General features: G+C 42.9%; 20 protein-coding genes. 7 read left to right on the top strand and 13 right to left on the bottom strand.

Features of this window, described 5'->3' with window-relative positions; genetic code table 11:
* Positions 1 to 60 precede the first annotated feature (60 nt).
* The 3 genes from MHI23_RS18950 (at position 61) to MHI23_RS18940 (ending at position 2219) form a co-directional block, all read left to right on the top strand.
* Positions 61 to 720, top strand: a complete 660-nt coding sequence (locus MHI23_RS18950) for a hypothetical protein (protein ID WP_135033149.1) — start codon at positions 61 to 63, stop codon at positions 718 to 720.
* A gap of 149 nt (positions 721 to 869) precedes the next feature.
* On the top strand, positions 870 to 1364 hold the full coding sequence (locus tag MHI23_RS18945; protein ID WP_342492183.1) for an RNA polymerase sigma factor: 495 nt from the start codon (positions 870 to 872) through the stop codon (positions 1362 to 1364).
* On the top strand, positions 1365 to 2219 hold the full coding sequence (locus MHI23_RS18940; RefSeq protein WP_135033148.1) for a DUF3298 and DUF4163 domain-containing protein: 855 nt from the start codon (positions 1365 to 1367) through the stop codon (positions 2217 to 2219). It abuts the gene before it with no gap.
* 55 nt (positions 2220 to 2274) lie between these two features.
* On the opposite strand, the gene MHI23_RS18935 is transcribed toward MHI23_RS18940, so the two are convergent.
* Positions 2275 to 3201, bottom strand: coding sequence for a manganese-dependent inorganic pyrophosphatase (locus tag MHI23_RS18935; RefSeq protein WP_041105850.1), 927 nt, complete (start codon positions 3199 to 3201; stop codon positions 2275 to 2277).
* Between the two features lie 303 nt (positions 3202 to 3504).
* Between MHI23_RS18935 and MHI23_RS18930 the strand changes: the two genes are divergently transcribed.
* From MHI23_RS18930 to rplI, 3 genes are read left to right on the top strand one after another with little or no spacing between them, the layout of a single operon-like run.
* On the top strand, positions 3505 to 4443 hold the full coding sequence (locus tag MHI23_RS18930; protein WP_156403022.1) for a YybS family protein: 939 nt from the start codon (positions 3505 to 3507) through the stop codon (positions 4441 to 4443).
* A 30-nt stretch (positions 4444 to 4473) separates the two neighbouring features.
* A complete protein-coding gene (locus MHI23_RS18925) occupies positions 4474 to 6453 on the top strand; it encodes a DHH family phosphoesterase (protein ID WP_024427639.1) in 1980 nt (659 codons plus the stop codon).
* The gene (gene rplI / locus MHI23_RS18920) at positions 6450 to 6899 is read left to right on the top strand and encodes a 50S ribosomal protein L9 (RefSeq protein WP_008359128.1); all 450 of its coding nucleotides are present in this window, start codon (positions 6450 to 6452) and stop codon (positions 6897 to 6899) included. Before MHI23_RS18925 ends, rplI begins: the two co-directional genes overlap by 4 nt.
* A gap of 39 nt (positions 6900 to 6938) precedes the next feature.
* Here the strand turns inward: rplI and MHI23_RS18915 are convergent, their stop codons facing one another.
* From MHI23_RS18915 to MHI23_RS18860, 12 genes are all read right to left on the bottom strand, one after another.
* On the bottom strand, positions 6939 to 8153 hold the full coding sequence (locus MHI23_RS18915; RefSeq protein ID WP_041105848.1) for an MFS transporter: 1215 nt from the start codon (positions 8151 to 8153) through the stop codon (positions 6939 to 6941).
* A gap of 22 nt (positions 8154 to 8175) precedes the next feature.
* Entirely contained in the window at positions 8176 to 8322 is a 147-nt protein-coding gene (locus MHI23_RS18910; RefSeq protein ID WP_064498621.1) for a YycC family protein, read from the bottom strand.
* A 72-nt stretch (positions 8323 to 8394) separates the two neighbouring features.
* Complete coding sequence (locus MHI23_RS18905; RefSeq protein ID WP_056766756.1) at positions 8395 to 9129, bottom strand: alpha/beta hydrolase-fold protein; 735 nt, start codon at positions 9127 to 9129, stop codon at positions 8395 to 8397.
* Positions 9130 to 9223: 94 nt separating this feature from the next.
* Positions 9224 to 10189 (bottom strand): iron-hydroxamate ABC transporter substrate-binding protein, encoded by a 966-nt coding sequence (locus MHI23_RS18900; RefSeq protein WP_056766754.1) that lies wholly within the window; start codon positions 10187 to 10189, stop codon positions 9224 to 9226.
* Positions 10190 to 10287: 98 nt separating this feature from the next.
* Positions 10288 to 11913 (bottom strand): helix-turn-helix domain-containing protein, encoded by a 1626-nt coding sequence (locus tag MHI23_RS18895; protein ID WP_056766752.1) that lies wholly within the window; start codon positions 11911 to 11913, stop codon positions 10288 to 10290.
* Positions 11914 to 12036: 123 nt separating this feature from the next.
* Positions 12037 to 12264 carry an MbtH family protein gene (locus MHI23_RS18890; protein WP_056766750.1) on the bottom strand — a complete coding sequence of 76 codons (228 nt, stop codon included), beginning with the start codon at positions 12262 to 12264 and terminating at the stop codon, positions 12037 to 12039.
* A gap of 20 nt (positions 12265 to 12284) precedes the next feature.
* A complete protein-coding gene (locus MHI23_RS18885) occupies positions 12285 to 19433 on the bottom strand; it encodes a non-ribosomal peptide synthetase (protein WP_056766747.1) in 7149 nt (2382 codons plus the stop codon).
* A 15-nt stretch (positions 19434 to 19448) separates the two neighbouring features.
* A complete protein-coding gene (locus MHI23_RS18880) occupies positions 19449 to 20357 on the bottom strand; it encodes an isochorismatase family protein (protein WP_248351669.1) in 909 nt (302 codons plus the stop codon).
* 18 nt (positions 20358 to 20375) lie between these two features.
* Positions 20376 to 21995 (bottom strand): (2,3-dihydroxybenzoyl)adenylate synthase, encoded by a 1620-nt coding sequence (locus MHI23_RS18875; RefSeq protein WP_342492182.1) that lies wholly within the window; start codon positions 21993 to 21995, stop codon positions 20376 to 20378.
* 27 nt (positions 21996 to 22022) lie between these two features.
* Entirely contained in the window at positions 22023 to 23201 is a 1179-nt protein-coding gene (gene dhbC, locus MHI23_RS18870) for an isochorismate synthase DhbC (RefSeq protein WP_342492181.1), read from the bottom strand.
* A 26-nt stretch (positions 23202 to 23227) separates the two neighbouring features.
* Positions 23228 to 24013: a 2,3-dihydro-2,3-dihydroxybenzoate dehydrogenase gene (locus MHI23_RS18865; RefSeq protein WP_041105831.1), complete on the bottom strand. Its 786-nt coding sequence runs from the start codon at positions 24011 to 24013 to the stop codon at positions 23228 to 23230.
* Between the two features lie 4 nt (positions 24014 to 24017).
* On the bottom strand, positions 24018 to 24902 hold the full coding sequence (locus tag MHI23_RS18860) for an alpha/beta hydrolase-fold protein (protein WP_342492180.1): 885 nt from the start codon (positions 24900 to 24902) through the stop codon (positions 24018 to 24020).
* Positions 24903 to 25435: 533 nt separating this feature from the next.
* Here MHI23_RS18860 and MHI23_RS18855 point away from each other — a divergent pair.
* Complete coding sequence (locus MHI23_RS18855; protein ID WP_342492179.1) at positions 25436 to 25654, top strand: hypothetical protein; 219 nt, start codon at positions 25436 to 25438, stop codon at positions 25652 to 25654.
* Positions 25655 to 25743: the final 89 nt, after the last annotated feature.

The raw sequence follows: 25743 nt of genomic DNA, 5'->3' as shown, positions 1-25743 counted from the left end.
CTCCCTATTTCATACAAGGATTGATATAATGATTGAAAACTTTCACGAGGAGCGAGCCTGATGATTCGATTACACTGCCTTCACGCCCATCCATCCAATCAGTCATATATAGAAGATGCTTTTGGTGATACAGATGTTGATTTGCATCACACTGTCGATTCATCATTTATAGAACGCGCGACACAAGATCCTGCATTTGATCAACACAAGCAGCAAACGTATGCTATCAACAGATTAAAACAGGAAATTGAAGCCGATCTCATTCTTCTCACGTGTACACAATACATTGCCGCTTTGGGTGATCAGCAGCACCTCTTTAAACAACCGATTGTTCCAATCGATGAACCGTTATTTGAGCTGATTTGTGAGAAACAAAGGCCTATTCAACTGGTGTTTTCCAACCCAGATACAGTGGAAGGGACGATGCATCGGCTTGAATCATATGCCACAGAGCGGGGCAAACAGCTTGAAGTAGAAATGGTTGTGATGGAGGATGTCTTTCATCTCTGCCTAAACGGTGATATGCAAGCCTATGATGAACAAATCAAGGAGCAGCTGAGAAAATGTATGAAGCAAAAAGGGAGAGACATTTGTGTGATGCAGCTTTCGATGGTTCGTGCGGCAAAGCAGGTGGAGCGGGAGACAGGCGTTCCTATTATTCATCCGCTTTCTCCACTAAAACAGTTTGTCCATCAAACACTATCTGCTTGGAAAGAGTGAACCCATCTGGTTCGCTCTTTTTGTATAGGAACGTAAATGCGATGACATGTTAAAAAAATAACCGAGCGCAAACTATTTTCAAAAGGCGCGCGTCTATCCAATGTAAGAAATAACAGATGCGCATTTAAGATAAAGGAGCTCTTTGTAAAATGAAGAAACGAAAAATAGATGATCAATTTGCGGATTACGTCATGGAGCATAAACACAGTTTTTATCGGTTGTCCTATAGTTATGTCAAAAACCCAGAAGATGCTATGGATATTGTTCAGGAGGCCATTCATAAAGCACTCAAATCTGTTCACCGATTAGAGGATGCGAGCAAGATGCATAGCTGGTTTTATAAGATCGTGGTGAACACTGCCCTAGACTTTTTACGAAAGAAGAAGCGGGAGCAGGTGACAGATGATGATACGCTTGAATTCTTATCACAGGGAGAATCAGATGTATACGAGGATCAAGACGTCAAACGGGCTATAGAGGATTTGCCTGAGATGTATCGAGTCATCATTATTTTGAGATTCTTTGAAGATTTAAAATTAGAGGACATCGCCCAGATTCTCGATGAAAATGAAAACACCATTAAAACAAGATTATATAAGGCGCTGCGGCTTTTAAAAGTAGAATTATCACAGGAGGAAATATAAATGGATAAGTATTTGGAACATTTAAAAGAAGAATATTTAGAAATCCCTATTCCACCGGAATATGATGCGATGGTTGAACGAACGTTAAAAAGAAAAAATAAAAAACCTCATTTTCAGCAATGGACCATCGGACTTGTTGCGGCTGCTGCTCTTTTTGTTACAACGGTTAATGTCAGTCCACAGGCAGCAAGAGCGATTTCAGAGGTGCCTGTCATTGGCGAGCTGGTGAAAGTCGTAACGTTTACAGAATTTAAAAAGAGCGATCAAGGAACGAATATTGATCTTAAAACACCACACGTTTCAGGACTTGGGGACGGAACATTACAAGACAGCCTGAATCAAAAATATTTAGCTGAAAACAAAAAGCTGTATCAAGATTTTGAAAAGGAAACAAAGGGTTATAAAAATGGTCATTTAAGTGTTGAGAGCGGTTATGAAGTGAGAACGAACAATGATCAAATCCTTTCACTAGGCCGATACAAGGTGACGACTCAGGCTTCTGCGGCAGAGGAAATGACATATGATACGGTTGATAAGAAAAACCATGTCCTCATTACATTACCAAGCCTGTTTAAAGATGATCGTTATATTGATGTGATTAGTGAAAATATTAAAGAACAAATGAAGAAACAGATGAAAGAGGATTCAGACAAAATATACTGGATTGGCAAGGAAGAAACAGATCCATTTAAGAAAATTAAGCCGGATCAAAACTTCTATATCAATTCAAAAGGGAAGCTTGTGATTTCCTTTAATGAATATGATGTGGCGCCTGGCTACATGGGTGTTGTTGAATTCACGATTCCAACAAGCGTGCTAAAGGATGTTCTCGTTAGTGATACGTACATTCATTAAAAAGAAGACAGACAAAAAAGACTGCTGAACAATTCAGCAGTCTTGTCGTGTTTTATTAAGAAAGTGCGTCTGTCAGTGCAGGTACGACTTGTTTCTTTCTTGATACAACACCTTTTAGTAAAGCTGTGTTGTTTTCAAGTGTGACGTTAAATGCTTTTTCTACTTTTGCTGCTTCTGCACCGAGTGCAAGAGCAAGGGAGTCATTTTCTAAAATATCTGTGATGACTAGAACAAATAGATCAAGACCTTTTGCTGCAATGACTTCATTGATTTTCGCTTCAATTTCAGCCTGTCTTGCTGTCACTTCAGCGATATCTACTGTATTGACTTGTGCAATTTCGACTTTGCTTTTGCCTAGTGCGAATTCTTTCGCATCAAGTGTAATTAATTCTTGAACCGTTTTTTGGCTTAGATCAGCGCCTGCTTTCAGCATGTCTAGGCCGTAAACTTCTGGATCTACCCCTGCGATTTTTGCAAGCTCATGCGCAGCATCAATATCTTGCTGTGTGCATGTTGGGGATTTGAATAGTAAGGAATCAGAAATGATCGCAGATAAAAGCAAACCAGCGATTTCTTTTTCAATCGTCACTTGGTTTTCTTTATACATTTTGTTTAAGATCGTTGCTGTACAGCCTACAGGCTCAGCACGATAGTAAAGAGGTTCACTTGTTTCAAAGTTGGCAATACGGTGGTGGTCAATGACCTCAGTAACTTGTACTTGATCAATGTCGCTTACACTTTGCTGGAATTCGTTATGATCGACAAGAATGACTTGCTTTGTTTCGTTTGCAGCCGTTTCAATGAAACGTGGTGCTTCTTGTTTAAAGAAATCTAATGCGTATTGTGTTTCTCCATTGATTTCTCCAAGTCTGACGGCTTCTGCCTGAACGCCGATTTTGTTTTTCAGATCAGCGTAAGCAATAGCAGAGCAAATCGTGTCTGTGTCAGGATTTTTGTGTCCGAATACGAGTGTTTTTCCCATGTGAATTCTCCTTCTTACATTTATTGATGATGTTTCTATTCTAACAGCTTTTGACCTTGAATTCAGGGTTTATAGCTAAGAATAATCTAAAAAATTGTAACATGCTGTTTGAAAACTTGCATGTGCGATTCCATATCGGCGTTCCACGTGAAACGCTCCCAGGACAGCCTGCATTTTACTTGAGATTTACCGCTATGGTAAAATAAAGGTTGGGGCAAGACATGATGGAGCTTACATCATACGTATACATAGAAGGACACATTGAGCAAGATATAGACAAAAGGATTGGATAGAGGTGAAGGTGTGAAACAAACAAAAGCGTTAGTAGAGGGCGCAATCATGATGAGTATTTTTGCGGTCATGATGCTGTTTTATTTGTATGTGCCGCTATTATCTATTATTTTCTTTCTAGCTGCTCCGATTCCGATCATCCTCTATACAATCAGACACGGCTTGAAAAAAGGAATTGCTGCTGGCGCTATTGGCATAGTGATCAGCTTTTTAATTGGGTCTATGGCTGGGCTCATGAGTGCACCTATCTTAATTGCCGTCGGATTAGGCATGGGTGTTTTCTACAGCAGAAGGCAGCCTGGAAATGCCATCATTACAGGTGCGCTGATTTATTTGTTCAGTATTCTCATCTCTTTTGTTATCAGTGTTCAGCTCTTTCAAATCGATATCATGAATATTGCGAAAGAGTCGATTGAGCAAATGATGCCGATGGTAGAGAGTGTTTTAAAGCAATCCGGGGCTTCTGAAAAGGACATAGCCAAACAGCTCAAACAGTTTAAAGAGATGCAGGATACGGCATTAAGTGCTTTACCTGTAGCGTTATTGATATTGGTCACCCTGATGGCTTTCGTGAATCACTGGTTCGTGCAGCCTCTGATCAAACGGTTTGTCAAAGACATGCCGTCCTTGAAGAAATTTAAGGATATGCGGCTGCCAAAAAGCATGGTATGGTATTATTTACTCACATTGCTTTTGATGCTGATTCAGACGGAAAAAGGCAGCTTTTTATGGCTCGTTCAATCGAGTGCGTTTAAAATTTTATTTATACTGGTGCTTATTCAGGGATTTTCTTTTCTCTTCTATTATTGCCACGAAAAAAACATCTCAAAAGCGGTACCCATTTTCGCTGTTGTGCTAACGGTTTTCTTTCCGCCGATCGGTGTGATTGTGCGAATTATAGGGATTGCTGACATAGGCTTTGATTTAAGAGAAAAAGTAAAAAACAAATAATTCACTCTGAATGTTGAGGAGTTGATATCAGTGCCAAGCTTCTATAGAAAACCTGTCATCAAGTATCCGATCTTCGCGTTAATTGTTCTTGCGGTGGTCACAGTCCTCCTCAACCTTTATTTTAATTGGATCATAGGAGCAGTTGGTCTTTTCGTCCTTGCAGGTGTGCTCTACTTCTTAAAGTGGGCAGATACGCAAGTGCAGAAAGAGATTGATTCATATATTTCAACATTATCCTATCGAGTCAAAAAGGTTGGAGAAGAAGCATTAATGGAGATGCCTATTGGTATTATGCTGTTTAATGACCAGTATTATATCGAATGGACGAATCCGTTTCTCGCTTCATGCTTTCATGAAAGCACACTTGTCGGCAGATCCTTGTACGATACATTCGAGTCCATTGTGCCTCTTATTAAACAAGAGGTCGAGACCGAAAATGTGACGCTGAATGACCGGAAATTCAAAGTCATTATTAAACGGTCAGAGCGCCTTTTATATTTCTTTGATGTCACGGAACAGGTGCAGATTGAACGACAGTACGAAAATGAACGAACGGTGTTATCTTATATCTTTTTAGACAACTACGACGATGTCACGCAGGGCCTTGATGATCAAGTGCGCAGCGCGATTAATAGTGAAGTGACGTCTCTGCTCAACAATTGGGCACAAGAATACGGTATTTTCCTGAAGAGAATTTCGTCTGAACGATTTATGGCGGTTCTAAATGAGAGTATTTTAGCTGAGCTTGAAGCGTCGAAATTCTCTATTTTAGACGAGGTCCGTGAGAAAACAGGGGCACATAGTGCGACGCTTACTCTGAGTATCGGGATCGGTGCGTCCGTTCCTTCTTTGAAAGAGCTTGGAGCACTTGCGCAGTCGAGTCTTGACCTTGCCCTCGGACGAGGCGGGGATCAGGTCGCCATTAAACAGCCGAATGGAAAAGTGAAATTCTACGGTGGAAAAACGAATCCAATGGAGAAACGGACACGCGTACGCGCACGGGTCATTTCTCATGCTTTAAAAGAAATTGTATCTGAAAGCGGTAATGTCATGATCATGGGGCATAAGTTCCCAGACATGGACTCAATCGGTGCATCCATTGGGATTTTAAAGGTTGCCCAGGCCAATGGAAAAGAAGGTTATATTGTCATTGATGCCAACCAGATTGGCGACAGTGTTCAACGCTTAATTAGTGAAATTAAGAATTATGAAGAGCTTTGGTCACGTTTTATCACACCAGAGGAAGCAATGGAGCTTGCAAAGGATGACACATTGCTTGTGGTCGTGGATACGCATAAACCTTCTCTCGTCATGGAGGAACGACTGCTGAATAAGATTGAAAATGTCGTGGTCATTGACCATCATAGACGCGGCGAGGAATTTATCCGTGATCCTTTACTTGTTTATATGGAGCCGTATGCTTCATCTACAGCAGAGCTTGTGACAGAGCTTTTAGAGTATCAGCCGAAGAAATTGCGGATTAACATGATTGAGGCGACTGCGCTTCTGGCTGGGATCATTGTTGATACGAAGAGTTTCTCTCTGAGAACGGGGTCAAGAACGTTCGATGCAGCATCCTATCTTCGTGCAAAGGGAGCAGATCCTGTCCTTGTGCAAAAGTTCTTAAAAGAAACAGTCGATCATTACATCAAACGAGCAAAACTCATTCAGCATACAGAGCTGTATCAAAATCAGGTGGCTATCGCTTCATTGCCATCTGACAGGTCGGAGTATTATGATCAAATTACAATTGCCCAGACGGCTGATTCCCTGTTGTCAATGAGTGAGGTAGAAGCGTCATTTGCTGTCGCTAGACGAGATGACGACACAGTATGCATTAGTGCCAGATCATTAGGGGATATCAACGTTCAAATTATTATGGAAGCATTAGACGGCGGCGGTCATTTGACTAACGCTGCTACCCAGATTTATGGTATAACCATTGAAGAAGCGGTAGGGAAGTTAAAGGCTGCCATAGACGAATATTTCGAAGGAGGGGTTCAAAGATGAAAGTCATCTTTCTAAAAGACGTAAAAGGCAAAGGGAAAAAAGGCGAAGTCAAGAATGTAGCTGACGGATACGCTCACAACTTTCTCATCAAACAAGGGTTAGCTGTTGAAGCAACTCCAACGAACCTAAGCGCATTGGAAGGGCAGAAAAACAAAGAGAAAAAGAATGCCATCCAAGAGCTTGAACAAGCAAAACAATTAAAAGAAACACTTGAGGCGTTAACAGTGGAACTCACTGCAAAATCAGGTGAAGGCGGCCGTTTGTTTGGCTCAATTACAAGCAAACAAATCGCTGATAAATTGCAAAAAGATCATCAAATTAAACTCGATAAGCGCAAAATCGAGCTGAATGACGCCATCCGTGCGTTAGGTTATACAAATGTACCGGTAAAGCTTCATCCAGAGGTACAAGCAACGTTAAAGGTACATGTGACAGAGCAGGCATAAGCAGAAAAGAACCCGTCTCACGAGGAGGCGGGTTCTTTTTTATGAAGGATCTGAAATATAGACGCTGCGTCCGGCACGCATACCGGATAAAAACATGAAAAATAGGATGATGATAAAGATGATAATCGCTGGTGTCCATGTATGTGTGGAATCAAATAGGATTCCAATCATGAACGGCCCAACAGCAGCTAATAAATAACCGAGAGACTGCGCCATGCCAGAGAGGGCAGCTGCTTGTTCCATATTGGTTGTTCGTAATCCGATGAATGTGAGGGCAAGACTGATACTGGCCCCTTGTCCAATGCCGATCAAAAGAACAGAGATGACAAGGATAGGCGTCGATCCTCCGAGGAGAAGTCCAATCATGCCAAGTAAATACACAAGGACAAGGCCGGCGACAAGCGGTCTTTGCGTTTTTAATTTTTCTGCAAAAACGGGTGTTAAGAAGGTGGATGGCAGCCCAACAAACTGCATAATGGACAGCATCCAGCCAGCTGTCGACAGGTTCATTCCATGTGATGTTAAAATATCAGGAAACCATGCGATGCTGCTATAGAAAAGGAATGACTGCAAACCCATAAAAAAGGTCACCTGCCATGCAACACGTGAACGCCATATTGGCTGCTCTGTAAGAGAAATACTTTTGACGGCCGCTGTATTCTGATGAAGAAGCTGCGGCGCCCAAACCATCATGGCGAGAAGGGCAAGTCCAGCCCAAACAAGGAATGATGTATTCCAGCCGCCAGGCATCGTATGACTGAGCGGAACACTGACACCTGATGCAAGTGCAGCGAAAACGGACATTGAAGTCGTATATACACTTGTCATCAAACCTGCATGTGCAGGAAATTTATGCTTCACAAGCCCCGGTAAGAGCACATTACAAATCGCAATTCCGACGCCGACTAGCGCCGTTCCAATCATTAAGAAGGTGATGGTGCCAAACGAGCGAATCACAATCCCAAAGAGAAGGACGGCAAGTCCAAGCCAGAGGGTTCGTTCATTGCCCAGTCGTTTTCCGATTTTAGGTGCAATTGGAGAAAGCAATGCGAATGAGAGCAGTGGTAATGTCGTGAGAAAACCCGCCAGTCCATTTGAAAGCAGTAAATCGGAACGAATCGCGCCGATAACAGGGCCAACGGATGTAATGGCAGGCCGAAGATTAAATGCAATGAGCAAAATCCCAGCAATCAGCAGGATGGTTTGTCCTGTACTGCGAGGATGTAATGTTGATTTTTCTAGTTGTTGTTCCATGAATGTAAACTCCTTTATTTCTTTAAGAAGAACGATCTTTCTTCTGTTCAAGCTCCGCTAATTTAGCTAATAAGATATGCTGCGGCATATGCATGATTTGTTCTAACGGTACATTGAGTGATGCAGCTAGCTTTTGTGCGGTATCGGCTGAGATTTGTAAAGGTCTCAAGCGCAAATCCCTCCTCTTTCAATCTATACGTTCCAATATATCATATCGGCTTTGTGCCATGCTGATAAAAAATTAGCGTTCTCCTTTATAAAACCACTTTAGGGCCGATAAGAAATTTTTTTGAAATTGTTTCTGATGATGGCCCTCCCCTTGTTCGATGTGATATTGCAGCTGCCTTTCTTGCATCCCTTTCTGTAATAAAAGATCATGTAGTTGTTTGTTGAATAAAGGCATGTGCTGTTGAGCAGATGTTTTTCCTTTCCCTTCTTCACTGCCTACAGACAAATAGACAAGGTGATCCACACACTGAATGCTTTGTTGTTTAGCAAACGATAGAAAATCTTGATACCAAAATGACCCGGAGATCGATGCGATGTTTTTAAAAAGATCAGGGTGCATGAATAAAGTATAAATAGCAAACAGCCCGCCTAATGAAGCACCAACGTGGCTATGTTCCTCATGGGTCTCTTTAACTGGATATTCTCTTTTGATATATGGGAGCAAGTCATTCGCTAAAAAAGACACATACGTCTGTGCCTCGCCTTTAAAGTCAGGGAACCCAGATCGCAGTGATGACGCCTTCCATGGCGTATATTCGTCAAGTCGATTGAAGGGGTGTATGCCGACGATGATGATTGGCGCGATGGTTTTGGTTTCGATCATTCTTTCGATTTCTAGCAGGTGTGTTCTAAACAAAGAAGAGCCATCTTGTACAAAGACAGCTGGAACATCAATAGAGGTGTCCTGCGGAAGGTAAATATCAAGTTGACGCCCATTAAGCTCGTCATATAGAAACGTTCCGTTCATGTGTATCCTCTCCTAAAGGTTTTCAACTACGTTGAAAAGAAGACAAAGGGCTAAACAATTTAGCCCTTTGTCAAAAATCTGATCACGCATCTTTTTAGTTGTTTTGATCTAACCATTTGACGGCCTTATCAAGGAAGGTTGTTTTGCTTAGTGCTGTTCCTCCTTGAAGCATAGGATCAACGACATTTTCATTGATGTGCCCATTTTTCACAGCTTTTAGGCTTGTCCAAATTTTATTTTTCTCTAAGTCTTTCAATGCATTTGGATTCGATGAGTTTTCCTCTTTAGAGAACTGAACGAAAATATAGTCAGGATTGAGTTCGCCTAGGCGCTCCAATGAAATCAATGCTTGTGCTTTGGCTTTTTTGATATCACTTGGTACTGTAAATCCTAAATCCCCATATAAGGTAGAGTTGAAGTATACGTCTTCTGGATATACGTACAGGTCGCCCTGTCTAATGCGCAAAATGACAGCTGTTTTGTTGCTGCTTTTGTCTTTCAGGGTTTCTTTCGCTTGTTTGAGATCTTTTTGATAATCAGAAATGATGTTTTTCGCTTCTTTACTTTTTCCAGTCAGTTCACCGAGTAATAATAGATTGCTTTCCCAGTCAGAAGAGACATGGGATACTGGGATCGTCGTTTGGACTTTATCCAATTTTTTAATTGTTGCAGGCGGGAACTTGGTTGATCCGAGTATCACATCTGGCTTTAGTTTTAAGATTTTTTCTAGGTTCGGTTCTGTTTTTTCGCCGATGCCTTCTGTTTTCGCTGTGATGTCTTTAAATAATTCAGGGAATGTGCCGCCTACAGTAGAAGCACCAATAGGCTCAATACCAAGTAATTTTGCATCTTCCATTGATTCAAGGCTTCCAGCAATGACAATTCGTTTCACTGGTGTTTTGAGTTTGTACGTTTGATCTAAGTAGTTGATATTTGTTTCTGCTGTTTCAGCTGACTTGCTTTTGGCTGTGTTTGAAGCAGGTTTATTTTCTGCAGCACCACAGGCTGCTGCGGTGATCGTCATGATACAAAGGATAAGCAATGCGAACCATTTTTTCATTTGTTTTCTCCTTTAACTGATAATTGTTCTCAATTAAAGATTGTATTAGGCTTTCGTCCTTTTATCCATAGACAAATCTCTGTCAAAGGATGGACTTTTTACGGAAAAAAAGATAAAAGGTCCTGAATGACTCGTTGATGACTGGCTGCTGTGTATTCACGCCAAGGGTCAGAAGTGAGCGGATAGACGGCTTGCTGCGTTACAGCTTTGAGATTTTGCCAAGCCTCCTGCTGCTTTAACTTTTGATAAAAAGCAATGGTTTTTGGCTCCTTATGCAGGAAGAGGAAGATGGCGTCTGGATCTAGCTGTTGTATAGAGCGAATGCTGATTTTTTTTTCTATTAGCTGACCGTCATTCTGAAAAGCCGGCAGAAGGCCAATGTCTTGAAAAATTACTTCTGACATGGTGCGATTTACAGACAAGTAGAGCTGATCTTGAAAGATACGAAGAGGCAGGACGGTTTTTGGTGGATGATCCAAAAGGCATGCTTTTTTCGCTTGAATGACGAGTTCCTCGTAATGAATCAGCCATTCTTCTGCTTCCTTCGCTTCGTTTAGGAACATAGCTGTTTGTTTGAATTGAGTGCGCCAATCTAATTGTGTGAATGGAACAAAGTGAACAGGACAGATGGTTTTTAACACTTGTTTTTCTTCCTCTGTCACATGATCATTGGCAATGATCAGCTCAGGTTTTGTTTCCTTTAATAGCTGTAAATTGGCTTCAGCGTGCTCGTTGATCCGATGTGCACTCAGGTGAATCGGAATTTCTTCTGCATGATGCTCAAAATCATGTGCTGTCCATTTAGGGTGAAGAGGGGCAGCATATGGGATGATATGAATGGGTGTGAGCTGGCCGAGTATGGAATGGCCATAGGCTGCAATTTTCCGCTGACGGCTTTTCATATAAGTAGAAGGGGTCATGCCCGTTTTTTTCTTAAAGATGCGGCTGAAGTAATACGGATCTTGATAGCCGATTTCAAGTGCAATGTCTTTGAGCTTTGCGTTGCCTTTTGCCATTAATTGTTTGGCTCTAGCCATCCTTTTCTTGGTGATATAATCAGTGACACTCACATCAAAATGCTTTTTAAATAGCTCGCTGTAATGATTGGCGCTGATGCCAGCCATATGAGATAGATTTGTCAGGCTGAGGGGTTCTTCGGAATGTTGATCGATATATTGTTTTGTTTTGAAAAGGGCATGTGCCGTGTCACAAATATCTTCCTTATGCAGTGTGAAAAGCTGCATAATAAGCTGCTGGAAAAGAGTTTGGCTTCTAAAAAAGCTAATGGATTCAGGTTTTTGCCATTCCTCTGTCATATCGGACAATAAAGAATGAATATGTTCAATCGAGCTAATATCGATAAATTGCCATTTATTCAGTAAAGAACGGGCATGTGCCGTTGATACTTCTCCTATGTTTTGATTTTGCAGCGTGTAGAGCTGAAAGCGAAACAGATAGAGCTCGTGTTTTTGATAAGGCTCTGTTTTCAACATAAATGTTTCCCCAGGCATGATCGTATAGAGTGTCAGATGTTTCAATCGCCATTTTTGATCGTTCAATGTGAGTAAACCTCTGCCGCTTATGCTGAAGAGGAGGCAGAATGTATCTGATAGCTGCTGCTCTGTATGTGGAAGCTCTGCATTATTTATTTTTTCAGTATATGTTAATCGGTAGATGAATTGTTCGGCATTTGCCAATGTACGTAATTGAGTGTTGTTTCCCATAAAACCACCTGATCTCTTATTGATTGATAAACATTCTCAATTAAATTGTAGCAGAAAGAGCTGAAAGATGGTGATGTTTATTCTGTCAAAAAAGCACCCTGATGGAGATCAGGGTGCGATGATTTATTCCGTTTTTCCATGAGCTAGCGCAGGTTCTTTTGTTAAGCTTAATGGCCGCAAGTCCTGCCAGTGTGTCTGGATATAATCGATGCAGGCATTTCTAGTGTCTTCACCAAAGGCCTTTTCCCATCCATCTGGCACTGGTGCAAATGATGGCCAAAGTGAATGCTGTCCTTGTTCATTGACAAGCACAAGAAATACACCGTCTTCACGATCAAAGGGATTTGTCATTTGTCATCTCTCCTTTATTCTTAGTGCTTTTGTTTGACCCGATGCAGTGCGTTGTCTAAGATGACACCAATTTCTGCTAAGGGTTTAGGCTGGCACATGTCTTTGTGCCGGCAATGAATGTCGTGCTGTTCAATTGTTCCGTTGATATAAGGTGCCCATGCTTCGGGATCAATTGGTGTAAACCAATCTGGGATAATGGTAGATCTAAAGAATAATATGTCCCCCTGATAAGTTTTTGGCTGATATTCTCCGAGCAATCGGACTGAATTCACATAGGTTTCTTTTAGATTTCTAATGGCATCTTCATTTAAGCTAGCTAGTGCACTGCCATCTTTTTTCAAGATGTCGATGGCACTTTTCATTGTGAGCGGTTCACCTGTTAAGGTATCTGGATCATAACCGCCGAGCGCAAGAAGAGCGATTAGTGCTTCTTCTTCATCAGGTGCTGCTTTAATCGGTAAGAAATGGTTTGGATAGGCATCCAGCATCGCAACGAGTGCGATTTCTTCACCTTGCTGCTGGAGCTGTGTAGCCATTGCCTGAACAACGTTTCCGCCTAATGACCAGCCAAGAAGATGATAAGGGCCTTTTGGCTGAATCGTTTGGATGTGCTTGATGTAATCCGCAGCCATATCATCTAGCGTATGCGGGTAGTCATCTTTTCTTGCGATTCCTCGAGCCTGTAATCCATAAATAGGGATGCCTTTTTCTAATGTATTCAAGAGACCTGCATAGCACCAGCTCAGACCACCTGCTGGATGAACACAGAAGAGAGGATATCTTTCTCCATTTGTTCGCAGCGGCAGCAGGATGTCTAGTGCGTTTTCATCGCTTCCTGTTTCTAGTTTCTCTGCCAAACTTGCCACATTTGGTGCTTCAAACAATGTTCCGATGCTTAGTTTGACACCAAGTGCATCACGAATGCGGCTGATTAAACGAACCGCAAGTAAGGAATGCCCGCCAATGTCAAAAAAGCGATCGTCTATGCTGATTTTAGGCAAATCAAGCACCTCTTCAAAGAGATGACATAGGATTTCCTCTTTCGGGTTTCTAGGGCCGCGGCCATCTGTTTGCTGCATATGAAATTGAGGTGCTGGCAGTGATTTTTGATCAAGCTTCCCGTTTGCTGTAAGCGGCATGGTGTCAATTTGTACATATGCCGCGGGCACCATGTAATCAGGAAGACTGGCTGCTGCAAAATGACGAAGGGTCTCTGTATCGAAACGGTTTTCTTCAGTTGGGACGATATATGCGACTAAACGTTTGTCGCCAGGCTGATCCTCTCGCATCATGACGGCAACTTGTGCAACTGCATCGTGGCGTGCCAGAACGGCTTCGATTTCTCCAAGTTCAATGCGGAAGCCGCGTATTTTAATTTGATGATCAGCTCTGCCAATGTAATCAAGAGCCCCTTCTTCTGTCCAGCGCGCAAGGTCGCCTGTGCGATACATCCTTGTGCCAGGTGCGCCATAAGGATCGGCAGGGAATCGATCTGATGTCAGATCAGGTCTGCCTAGATAACCTCTTGCAAGGCCAGCTCCAGCTACATACATTTCACCTGTCGTCCCAGGGGGAACAGGCTGCAGGTATTCATCTAGAACGTACACGTGTAAATCAGGAATCGGTTCGCCTATTAAACTGCTGGAGTTCTTTGTGATCATGTCTCGATTGAGTTCATTGTACGTAACGTGTACGGTAGTTTCTGTGATGCCGTACATGTTAATGAGCTTTGGCTTACAGTCTGAGTGACGACTGTACCAATCTTCTAATCTGCTAAGCTCTAATGCTTCACCGCCAAAGATGACATAGCGGAGTGATAATGCTTGACCAAGTGTTTGTTGTTCCTTGTCTATCTGCATGAGCTGATAGAAGGCAGAAGGTGTTTGATTAAGTACAGTCACGTCTTCCTCAACTAGAAGCTGCAGCATCTCTTCTGGAGAGCGAGAGATGGTATGAGGTACAATGACAAGTCGGCCGCCATATAAAAGTGGTCCCCAAATTTCCCATACTGAAAAGTCAAAGGCATATGAATGGAACATTGTCCAAACATCTTCTTCATCAAATTGGAACCAATGTTCAGTAGATGTTAGAAGACGGATGACATTTTGATGTGGGATGACCACTCCTTTTGGTTTCCCTGTAGAACCGGATGTATAAATAATATAGGCCGGATGCAGAGAAGATAGCGGCTCAATTCTGTCTATATCAGCCGGATTGTGATTTGGCATAGTCAGCAATTGATCGCTCGTTTCCTTTTCGTCTAACAAAATCAAATCGCAATCAGCAGGGAGGTGCACTGCATCTGCTTTTGTTGTGATGCTGCAAACTGGTTTGGCATCTTGTATCATGTATGCCAGCCTGTCTGCTGGATAATCAGGATCAAGCGGAACATAGGCTGCGCCTGCTTTATGAACGGCTAATAAACTTACGAGCATATCGATTGATCTAGGCAGGGCAAGTGCAACGAACTGTTCTGGTCCAACGCCTTTTTCTATTAATAAATGAGCAAGACGATTGGCTTTGTTGTTTAACTCTTCATAGGTCAGCTGCCTCTTGCCATCCGTTACTGTGACCCGATCAGGGTATTGCTCCGCCGTTTTTTCAAATAAGGCCGGGAGACTATGTGCTTGGTCTAACTGAGCAAAAGTCTTTTTGTCAGGGAGAAATGTTTGCCGCTCTTTATCTGATAAAATGTTCACTTGACCAATTGGCACGTGTGGGCGCTCAGTCACTTCAGTTAAAAAGCGCTTCATTCTGTCAGCGATTGCTCGAATGGTGCTTTCTTTAAATACATCTGTACTGAATTCAAACAAACCTGTTAATCCTGCTGCTGATCCAGTTTCCGTTCTTTGTTCTGTCAATTCGATGGTCAAATCAAATTTAGCTGACCCTACTGGTTTCACGTAAAGATCTGAGTCAAGTTGTGTCAGCTTCATTTCTGCCTTCGGTGTATTTTGGAAGGCAAGCATGACTTGGAACAATGGATTTCGTGATCTGGACCGGGTTGGATTTAGGATTTCGACTAGACGTTCAAATGGCAGATCCTGATGCTCATACGCTGCTAAGTCAACGTCTCGCACTCGCTTCAATAGCTCACTAAAGGTTGGATTACCAGCTGTATTTGTACGTAATACTAGTGTGTTCACAAACAATCCCACAATGTCGTCAAGTGCATCGTCATTCCGTCCAGCAATCGGACTGCCGATTGGGATATCTGTCCCCGCTCCAAGGCGTGTCAGTAATGCTGCAAGTGATGCTTGAAGCACCATGAACAAACTCACCTGATACTGCTTTGCAAGCTCAAGGAGGTTCTGATGTAAAGCGGGTTCAATCGTAAAGTCTATCGTCGCACCGTTGAAGCTTCCTTCCTGTGGACGCGGGAAGTCATAGGGAAGCTCAAGTTCTTCAGGCAAGTCATGTAAGGCACTTTTCCAATAGCTGAGCTGCTTGGCAAATAGACTATCCGTCTCTTCTTCACTGCCCAACAGCTTCTGCTGCCAAATAGCATAGTCAGCATATTGAACAGGTTCCGCTGGCAAGGGGATAGATTTTCCTTGTATACGGGCTTCATAAGCAGCCGCTAAGTCTCGTGTCAATGGTGCAAGTGACCAGCCGTCACCAGCGATATGATGCAGCAATAGAAGCAGGACAGACCGATTTGCATCAAGCATGAATAATTCAGCTCGAAGTGCAGGTTCTTCTTCAATCTGAAAGCTATAGCGAATGGCTTCGTTTAACTGATTCTCAATTTGTTGATCGCTTGAAGCTGTGACATGGAGTTCAGGCTGAACACTTTTGGGGTGTAAAATGACCTGTCTTGGCATGCCGTTCTTATTTGGAAAAATGGTTCTAAGGGTTTCATGTTTTTCAGTGATATCTGCTAAAGCACCAATGAGAGCTGTTTGATCTAGTGTACCTGTCAGCTGAATGACAAGTGGAATATTGTAAGTTGGACTTGGCCCTTCAAGGCAATGAAGGAACCAGAGCCGTTTCTGGGCAAAGGATAACGGAATCTCATCTGGCTTGTCTTCTACCTGAAGCGGCGGCCGAATGTCCTTCGCTTTGTCAATGTGCTGCGCAAGCTCAGCAACCCGAGGAGATTCAAAAATGGTACTCATGCTTAGGTCTGCACCAAGTGTATCGCGTATACGTCGAAGCAGACGAGCGGCGAGTAAGGAATGTCCTCCTAAGTCAAAGAAACTATCATCTATGCCGATTTGAGATAGACCCAGGGTTTCTGCAAATAAACTACATAACATGTCTTCTTGTGGTGTTCTAGGTGTACGCTCAGAACTGACTAAAGACATATTTGGTGCTGGTAATGCTTTGCGGTCGATTTTGCCGTTTGGTGTAAGTGGAAGTTCTGGCAAAACGACAACAGCAGAAGGCACCATGTAATCAGGAAGTAATGCAGCCGCAAACTGCCTGAGCTCTGAAGGGTGCAGAGAAGAGCCATCTGTCAGCACAACATACGCACAAAGCAGCTGCTGCCCAGGTTGATCCTCACGAACGATAACAGATGTATGCTTTATGGCTTTATGCTGCATCATCACTGTTTCAATTTCACCTAGTTCAATACGGAAGCCGCGGATTTTAATTTGATGATCAGCACGACTGATATAATCAATCGAACCATCTTCACGCCATCTGGCTAAATCACCAGTACGATACATTCGTGTGCCTTTTGTGCCGAATGGATCAGCAACAAAACGTTCAGCCGTTAAATCATATCGTCCAAGATATCCTCTGGATACTCCTTCACCTGCAATATAAAGCTCACCGATTGATCCTGCTGGGACTGGGTTTAGTCCTTCATCTAAAATGTAAATGCTCGTATTCCAAATGGGTTTACCAATTGCCGGCCCGCTATTCTCCCGGTGTGCTGTGACATTTTCCATCGTAGACCAGATCGTCGTTTCTGTAGGTCCGTACAAATTAGTAATGTCACATTGAAGAGATTGCAATGTGTGCAAAAGGGAGGCAGGGAGTGCTTCACCTCCAACAAGAACACGCATACCTGTGATCACATCAGGGTACTCATCTGCTAGCGCATGCCACAACGTTGGCGTTGCCTGCATGATTGTGACATGATGAGAACGAATCATGTCTGAAAGCTTTGCTGGTTCTTGTATGGTTTCTTTTTTTGCCAATAAAATAGCAGCACCATGTAAAAGAGGTAGGAACATTTCCAGCCCAGAAATATCAAAGGCAATGGTCGTTACCGCTAAAAGCTGGTCTTCTTGATCTAATAAAAATGAATCTTGCATAGACAATATAAAGTTGATCACATTTCGTTTTGTTACAACAACACCCTTTGGTTTGCCTGTCGATCCTGATGTGTAGAGGATGTAAGCTGGGTGATGTGGAGAGCCCTCGCTCCAAGTCGGATTGAGGTGCGGACTGTCTGCTATCTCCTGATGAACAGTTGCATCATCCAGCTGAACGATGTGCGGATGGTCCAAACCGTCTGCTGTCTCTTTGACTGTGAGCAAGCACGCTGGTTTGGCATCTTCTAGCATATAGGCGACACGATCGTTAGGATAATCAGGGTCTAGTGGCAGATATGCGGCTCCCGTTTTGACGACGGCTAATAGACTTACGACCATATTGATGGACCGAGGCAGAGCAATTGCGACAAATTGTTCTGGTCCAATGTCATGTTTTTTCAAATAATGAGCTAATTGATTAGCCCGCTTATTCAACTCCTCATAGGTCAAAGTAATTCCTTCAAACTGTAATGCTTTTGCTTGTGGTGTTTTGCTTACCTGTTTTTCAAATAGTTCCCGTAAAGATTCCTCTGGTAATTCTCGTTTTGTATCATTCCAGTGCTTGAGGATGTTCTCTTTCTCTTCAGACAAAAGAAGGTTGAATTGACTGATCGTCTGATCTTGCTCTAGTCCGGTTATTTCCTCCAGCAATTGAAGAAAACGCTGCTGATGAGCGTCAACTGCTTGCTCTTTGTAAACGGCAGGGTTTGCATCAAAGTCAATTTGAAATCCGTTCCCATCCGCGCGGTCGTATATGTTAATCGATATATCATCCACGGGTCCTGCTGAAAGGTTATGTGCTTGACCAACGCTCTGATCGAACATGAGATTATAATCAAATGGCATGATATTGATCTGTGGGCCAAATAATCGCTGATTTCTTCCGATGAGTTTAAAGTCTCTCCGCATGTCCTCGTGACGATATCTTTGATGAGGGCGAATGGCTTTTAGTTCATCAGATACTTGGCGAACAAGTGCTGAGAGTGTCATTTCTGGTTTGCATGTTAAACGAAGCGGTACCAGATTCATGACCATTCCAGGTATTTGTAAGGCGCACGATCCAAGGCGCATCATAACTGGTAATCCTAAAACAATATCATGTGCACCAGTCATACGATGCATATATAAAGCGGATGCTGCAAGGATCATTTCATGCCACGTACCACCGAAGGCTTGAGCATTTTTTTTCATTTTGCTTACCTTTTCGGCATCGTAGCCAGCCGTTTTTCGGATAAAATGATCCGACGTTCTTGGGGCAAGCTCAGCAAGGCTGACAATTTCAGGTTGATCAGCAAAGCGATTCTTCCAAAACGTTCGATCAGCTTCATATCGATTGGACTGTCGATAAGTGGACTCCTCTTCGACTACGTCATGTAAGGCTCCAAATGTTTGAGGAGGCACAGGTGTCCCTTGCGATAAGGCTGAATAGACCTCAGCAACACGACGTGCAATGAGCGAAAAGGCGAATCCATCAATGGCAATGTGATGAATGCGCTGATACCAGATAAATCGGTCGTCAGCAAGCTGAAAAAGTACTTCACGGAATAATACATCTTTCTCTAAAGAGACTGGTGTTGAAAGATCTGCCTTCATCCATGCTTTAGCCGCATCAAGCGGCTGTTTTTCATTTTGTAAATGAATCAATTGAAATGGAATCTCTTTCTTAGATGTCATCCATTGTTTTGGACCGTCAGTATCCTCAACGAAGCGCATATACAAGGAATCTGCTTCTAAGACAGTCTTTCTAATGGCGGCTTCAAAATGTATGGGATCAATAGGACCTTTAATATCTATATACTCAGCTGTATTGAAAATAGGATTAGCTGGATCAAGCTGCTGCGCGTACCAAATGCCTGATTGGGCACCGGTTAGTGGGAATGAATCGACTGACTGGATCGACAAGGGTCTATACCTCCTTTACAAGTAATCGATATTTGGGATAGATGGCTGTTTTTCTGGGAAAAGAAGAGTCCGCCAATGAGCGAGCGTTGGATTTACTGCAAGCTCAACGAAATTGACTGTCGCTCCTTGCTGCCTCCACTTTTCCGCTAGGCTCATCATTCTAATAGAATCAAGCCCAAGGTAGACGAGATTCTCATCAAGTGGTATTTCATTTGGCTCGATTTGGAGATACTCAGCTACTTGGTGAACGATGGCCTCAAAGGATAAATCATCACTGTTTGCTTCTTGTCCTGTTAAACGACTGATGATTTGGTTTGTCGTTGTGGTGACTGCACAGCGTTCAGCTGCATAGGTCATGGCCATTTTGTGATGTTTCAGTGAAAAGTCAGCGACGGCATCGGCGACAAAAAAGGTTTCAATATCGAGCATGAATGCTTCTGCGGCTGTCAGCATACAGCCAATATGTGCATATACGCCAGTAATGATCAGTTGATCACGCCCGCCTTCTTGAAGGATATCCAAAAAATTAGATTTCTTGAATGCGCTATAACGCCATTTTGTCAGCATTGTATCTGCTTCAGATGGAGCAAGCTGATCAATGATTTTTGTCAATGCTTCATCATCACCAAGTCCAGGTCCCCAAAAATCTGTTAATAAGGCACGATCCTTCGGGTCTTGGTCACCAGGCTGAGCCGTGTAGACGACTGGAATGCCAAGTTCATTGCATGTATCACGTAATTGTTGAATATGCTGAACTAACTCTGTGACCGGTGATGTATCTTGTTGAAATGCATTTAAAAAATATTGCTGCATGTCATGTATCAGCAGAACAGCACGTTTCGGATCAGGTATCCAGTTCACTTTATTTTCGGGTAAATCTTGTGTGCTTGGCATTGGATATGCAGGAATAGTAGGGATTGCCATGATTTTCACTCCTCATTTTTATACGTTGGCAGTATGGGTTGCAGCTAGTTCTCTTAATGCTTTTTTACTGACTTTGCCTACACCTGTTTGTGGGAACGCATCGATCCATTCAATGCGGTCAGGAATTTTATAGGCTGCGAGCCCGCGTTCTCTTAGAAATGATTTTAAGACGTGCGGTGCTGGTTTGTTGTTTCCTTTCGCGATAACAAAGGCACATGAGCGTTCGCCAAGAAATGGATCTGGCATAGACACCATGGCGGCATCATGAATGTCAGGATGGGCAAGTAAATGGTTCTCAACTTCTTCAGCGGCAACCTTTTCGCCGCCACGATTGATTTGATCCTTGTCTCTGCCTTCTACAACAACATTTCCTTCTTTGGTTAATCGCACGATGTCACCTGTTCTGTAAAAACCATCGGATGTAAATGCTTTTTTGTTTTGTTCATCGGCTTTATAGTAGCCGCGAATCGTATAAGGTCCTCTTGTTAAAAGATGTCCAGCTACTTCATGCGGGACGGGCTTGTCCTCATCATCAACCACTAGTACCTCATCATATTCAGACATCGGGCGTCCTTGTGTATGAATTATGATATGTTCAGGATCATCTAATCTGGTATAGTTGACCAGACCTTCTGCCATGCCAAAAACTTGCTGTAACTTACATCCAAGGGCAGGCTTCACTCGTTTTGCTGCTTCAGCACTGAATTTAGCGCCACCGACTTGTAAGACTTCAAGACTCGATAAGTCATCTGATCGATGAGGAGCGGCCTCTAGCCAAATCAATGCAATTGGTGGAACGACAGCGGTAATGGTCGCCCGTTCTTTTTCAATGAGTGGAAAGACGACATCAGGGCTTGATCCAGGTGCAAGAACGACTCTTCCGCCTGCGTATAACGTCCCAAGGACGCCAGGTGAGCTTAATGGATAGTTGTGCGCAACCGGAAGTGTAGCTAGATACACACTATCTTGTGTGAGCTCGCACACCTCATTGCTTTTCCAAAGACTATAAATATAGTCATCATGTGTACGAGGAATAAGCTTTGAAAGGCCTGTGCTGCCTCCAGATAACTGAAGAAACGCAATATCGCTTGCCTCTACATGAATTTGAGGATCGAGTGCTGGGTCCTTGCGAAGATCATCCAAGCCAAGGAATTCCTCAGCTTCCCCTGCAACAATGACATGAGGTAATGAGGGAAGCTTTTCTTTCACTTGACGTGCGAGTGATCGATAATCAAAGCCGCTATCGATATCTGGTATGACATATGCGTCTGCTTCGGCAAACTCAATAAAATAAGTGATTTCACTGCTTCTATGAGATGGCAGCGAGAAGATGGGTAAAGCACCGATTCGAAATAAAGCGAAAATGACTTCAAAAAAAGCAGGAATGTTAGGAAGCTGTACGACAACTCGACTTCCTTTTTGAATTCCAAGCTGATGAAAACCGGCGGCAAGACTGCTGACACGCTGATCAAGTTCTTGGTAGCTTATGTGCGTATCAGCGTATGTAATGGCTGTTTTATTTCCTAGCGATGCGGCTCGTTCACGAAGCATACCGCCAAAGGTTTCCCCACGCCAACAGCCGTTTTCACGGTAGCGTTTTGCAAATTCTTCTGGCCATGTAGGTGGTTGAACAAACATGTTTTTGTCATCTCCTATTTATTTTTATCACTGATGGATGCCCATCGCATGAAGCATCGTGTTGAATTTTGCAGATGTTTCAGCTAGCTCTTCTTCTGCCTTTGATCCTTTGACCACTCCTGCACCAGCAAAGAGACGCAGGGAGTGACCCTCAGCTTCTGCACAACGAATGGTGACAATCCAATCACCATCACCATTTGTATCTGCCCAACCGATCATTCCTGTGAAAAATCCTCGATCGAAGGGTTCAATCGCTTGAATGGCTTCACGTGCATCTGCTGTAGGTGTTCCGCATACTGCGGGTGTTGGATGAAGGCTAAGCGCCAAATCAATTGAGGACACATTGGAATCTATTAATTCACCTTTGACCACAGTAGATAAATGCCACATCGTTTCTGTTTGTATGACGGATGGTGATGCAGGCACATCTAGTGTATGACAGTATGGAGTAAGCGCTTTAGTGACAGCTTCGACAACCACTGCGTGCTCGTGTAAATCCTTCGCTGAAGTAAGGAGTTCATCACGGCGGCGCTGGTCTTCTATTGGATCTGAACTGCGCGGCCGAGAACCAGCGAGTGGATTAGAAATCACAGATGAACCAGTTTTTGAAAGAAGCAGTTCAGGGCTTGCCCCAAGAAGTGTGCGCTTTTGGGAAGCCTTCGGGTCAGCTATATTTGCAGCAAACGTATAGCCAGTCGTATTATGACGAGCCAGTCGTTCGAGTATTGTTTTCGTATGAATGTCTTGATTTGATTTGAGATGGAGAGATCGAGAGAGTACGATTTTGCTAAGCTCTCCGTTCTCAATTTTAGCTAATCCTTCGTTCACACCATTCATGTAGACCTCTGGAGAGGGGACAGGTGTCACCTCATAGGATGGCGATGCCGCTTCTGACTCCTCATCACCTTGTTGAAATTCGAGTGGATCACTAAACTGTACATGGACTGGTACATTTAAACGAACGGGCTGCGCCGGATCAAATGGGACAGCACCAGCCACAATCGGTGTTTGGATACCAGCTTGTTTGGCATCGTCAAATACGTGCGCTACCCTTGTGGATAGTTCATTTAGCTGATTGGTTTCAATATGCTGGAAAATCCCTTCGGCAAGTATTGTGCGTTTAGGTGAAGCAAGAAAAAAAGCGCCTGGCTGATAGTCTTGAAGCAACTGTATTTTTTCTTCTGACGACAATAATGAATGTTTCATGAAAAGGCCTCCTTTTAAATGAAATGCTAGATTCCGAGTGTTGCCCCGCCATCAATCGTGAGGTTCTGCATCGTAATATGACTGGATTGCTCAGATGCAAAGAAAATGACTGCATCAGCAATGTTTTGAGGATCAGCGATTTTTTGTAAAGGAATACCGGTTTTATACGTCTCTAATGAGCCTTTAATTACCTGATTTTCTCCTTGTTCATCAGACCATAAAGCCCATTGCATGGGTGTTGCGGTAGAGCCGGGAGAGACGACATTGCATCTGATTCCATAAGCAGCCAGCTCTAAACCAAGCGTTTTTGTAAATGAAGTAGCTGCTGCTTTTGAAGCAGCATAGGCAGCCATATTCATTCTAGGAATGGCACCAGCGTTAGAGCTGACGGTCACAATGACCCCATCTGATCTTTTCATCATGTATTTGGAGACAGCTTGAGATACGTAAAAGACACCATGTGTGTTGACTGCGAAAGTTTGTTGCCAGTCATCTGCACTAAGCTGGTCAATAGAACTGATTCGAAGAATGCCTGCTACATTGACCAGTAAATAAATAGGGCCAAGCTGCTTTTCAATTTGATCAACAATGTGCTGAACAGAAGTTTGATCGGTGATGTCACCTGGATAGGCAAAGGCACGTATCCCTTCATCCCTCATTTGCTGGACAGTGCTTTGCAGCTGCTCTTCATTTGCGTCAACTGCTGCAATAATCGCACCTTCCTCGGCTAGTCTTTTTGCGACTGCTTGTCCAATACCTTGTCCTGCGCCTGTGATCAGGGCAATTTTTTGAGATAGACCATTGTGTTTCATGTGTTCACTGCCTTTCCTTCATGTCTGTGGTTGTGAAAGGATCATTATGATAGAGTGCAAAACGAAAAGCGTCATTCATCAGCACCGGTAAAACGGACGTATGTCCTTCTTCAGGGAATTCATGATAGGACGTATGCAAACCATATGCGGATAAAGGCAGCATACGATTTGCTAGTGAATTTGCATGATCATTCATTTGACATGGATGATGTTTTTCTAACTCACCTACACCTACAAGCAGCCTGACATCCATAGGCACCTGACGTATATGATTGGTGAATTGGTGTTCTTTTTCTAGAAATAATTCTTTGTTCCAGTGGATAGAAGGACTGCCCGCAATATATGTCTGATAAGCATCAGGGTGCTCAAATAGTGTGTGTAATACAAAAAGACCGCCAAGAGAGTGTCCAAACAGTGTTTGACGACTCTGGTTGATCGGAAAGCGCTGCTCGATATAAGGCTTTACAATCTTTTCTAAAAAAGAAAAGAACGCAGAGGCCCCGCCATATGTATGGTTGGAGAAGTCCTTTCTTTTGCCACCAATGGAAGCGTCAGGGCCGGTAAGAGTGAGATCATAATGCCTGAGCGGATGATAGGGCGCTTCTGTCTGATAGCCAATTCCAACAATGATGGCAGGTACGACACCTGTTTTTTCAGGCCTTCTTGACTGTAAACGAAGTGCTTCGACCATTGTGCCAAAAAGTGAATTTCCATCAAGCACGTACATGACTGGAAAACCAGCCGCTGGAGGAGTAGTATTCGGTTTAAATATAAAAAGTCTGTATGGGTGTGCTGTGATATCCAGTTGCTCCGTCCCGGGTATAAAAAAAGGACGGCTTTCTCCGAAAAGAGAATTCTCAGTACCCATTCCTTCAGGGCGTTTGGACATGTGTAAAAAATCCCCTTCCTCAAATTGACTCTCATATGATGATAAAAGCAGGCTTGCGGATATAGGATGAGTGTAGAGATTGAAGAATGGTCTCTTCAAATGAAAATGATTCTCAATTATCACGCAAGCAAATCAAATGATAATGGTTATCAATTATGAAGTCAAATGTTCATTAAGTTGTGTAATTGACAATTGAATTAAAATATTCAGAAAATAAAGGACTAAATAACTACCAAATGATTGGAAATAGAGAGTGCCGGACCGTGCATGTAAAAAGAAGAGAAATGCCAAAAAGCCTTGACCTTCTCGGGATATTTACCATTTTATTCTGTTTGATTCAGGAATATATATAGGTTTTTCTTCTTGAAATCATTTTGAGGAAAAATAAGTCCATAGACCTTCTTGTATTTTTAGGAAAAAAGAGGAAGATTTTTCGAAAAGCTGGTGATCATATCTCACAACTTATTCAATATTATACGTAAATTCATATACAATTTTCTAAGGGAGACAAGAGCGAAGGGAATGTAGGCAGAATGAAAAAACCATTAGGAAAGCTGAGGCTGAAATTGCTTGAACATCAGCTCAAACTGAAAAATTCGTTTACAGTGGAAGAATATCATGAAATGAGGCAATCATTACATGAAATACGGATGACATTTGCGGCCTATGAACAATGGGATTTATACCAGCGGGCCACCGATATGATCACCATCCTCCTCTTTCAACACGCCCTCAAGCAAAACCACCATTAACACTTTCACTTTTTATGAGCAGCGTATTTCTTATGGAAGGACGGTGCTGTTTGAAGAGTGGCAAAAGATCATATAGCATCAAAAATGCG

It is taken from the genome of Bacillus sp. FSL M7-0003, assembly GCF_038628485.1.
GTDB lineage: Bacteria > Bacillota > Bacilli > Bacillales > Bacillaceae > Bacillus > Bacillus safensis.
This window is presented reverse-complemented; position numbering and strand designations above follow the sequence as displayed.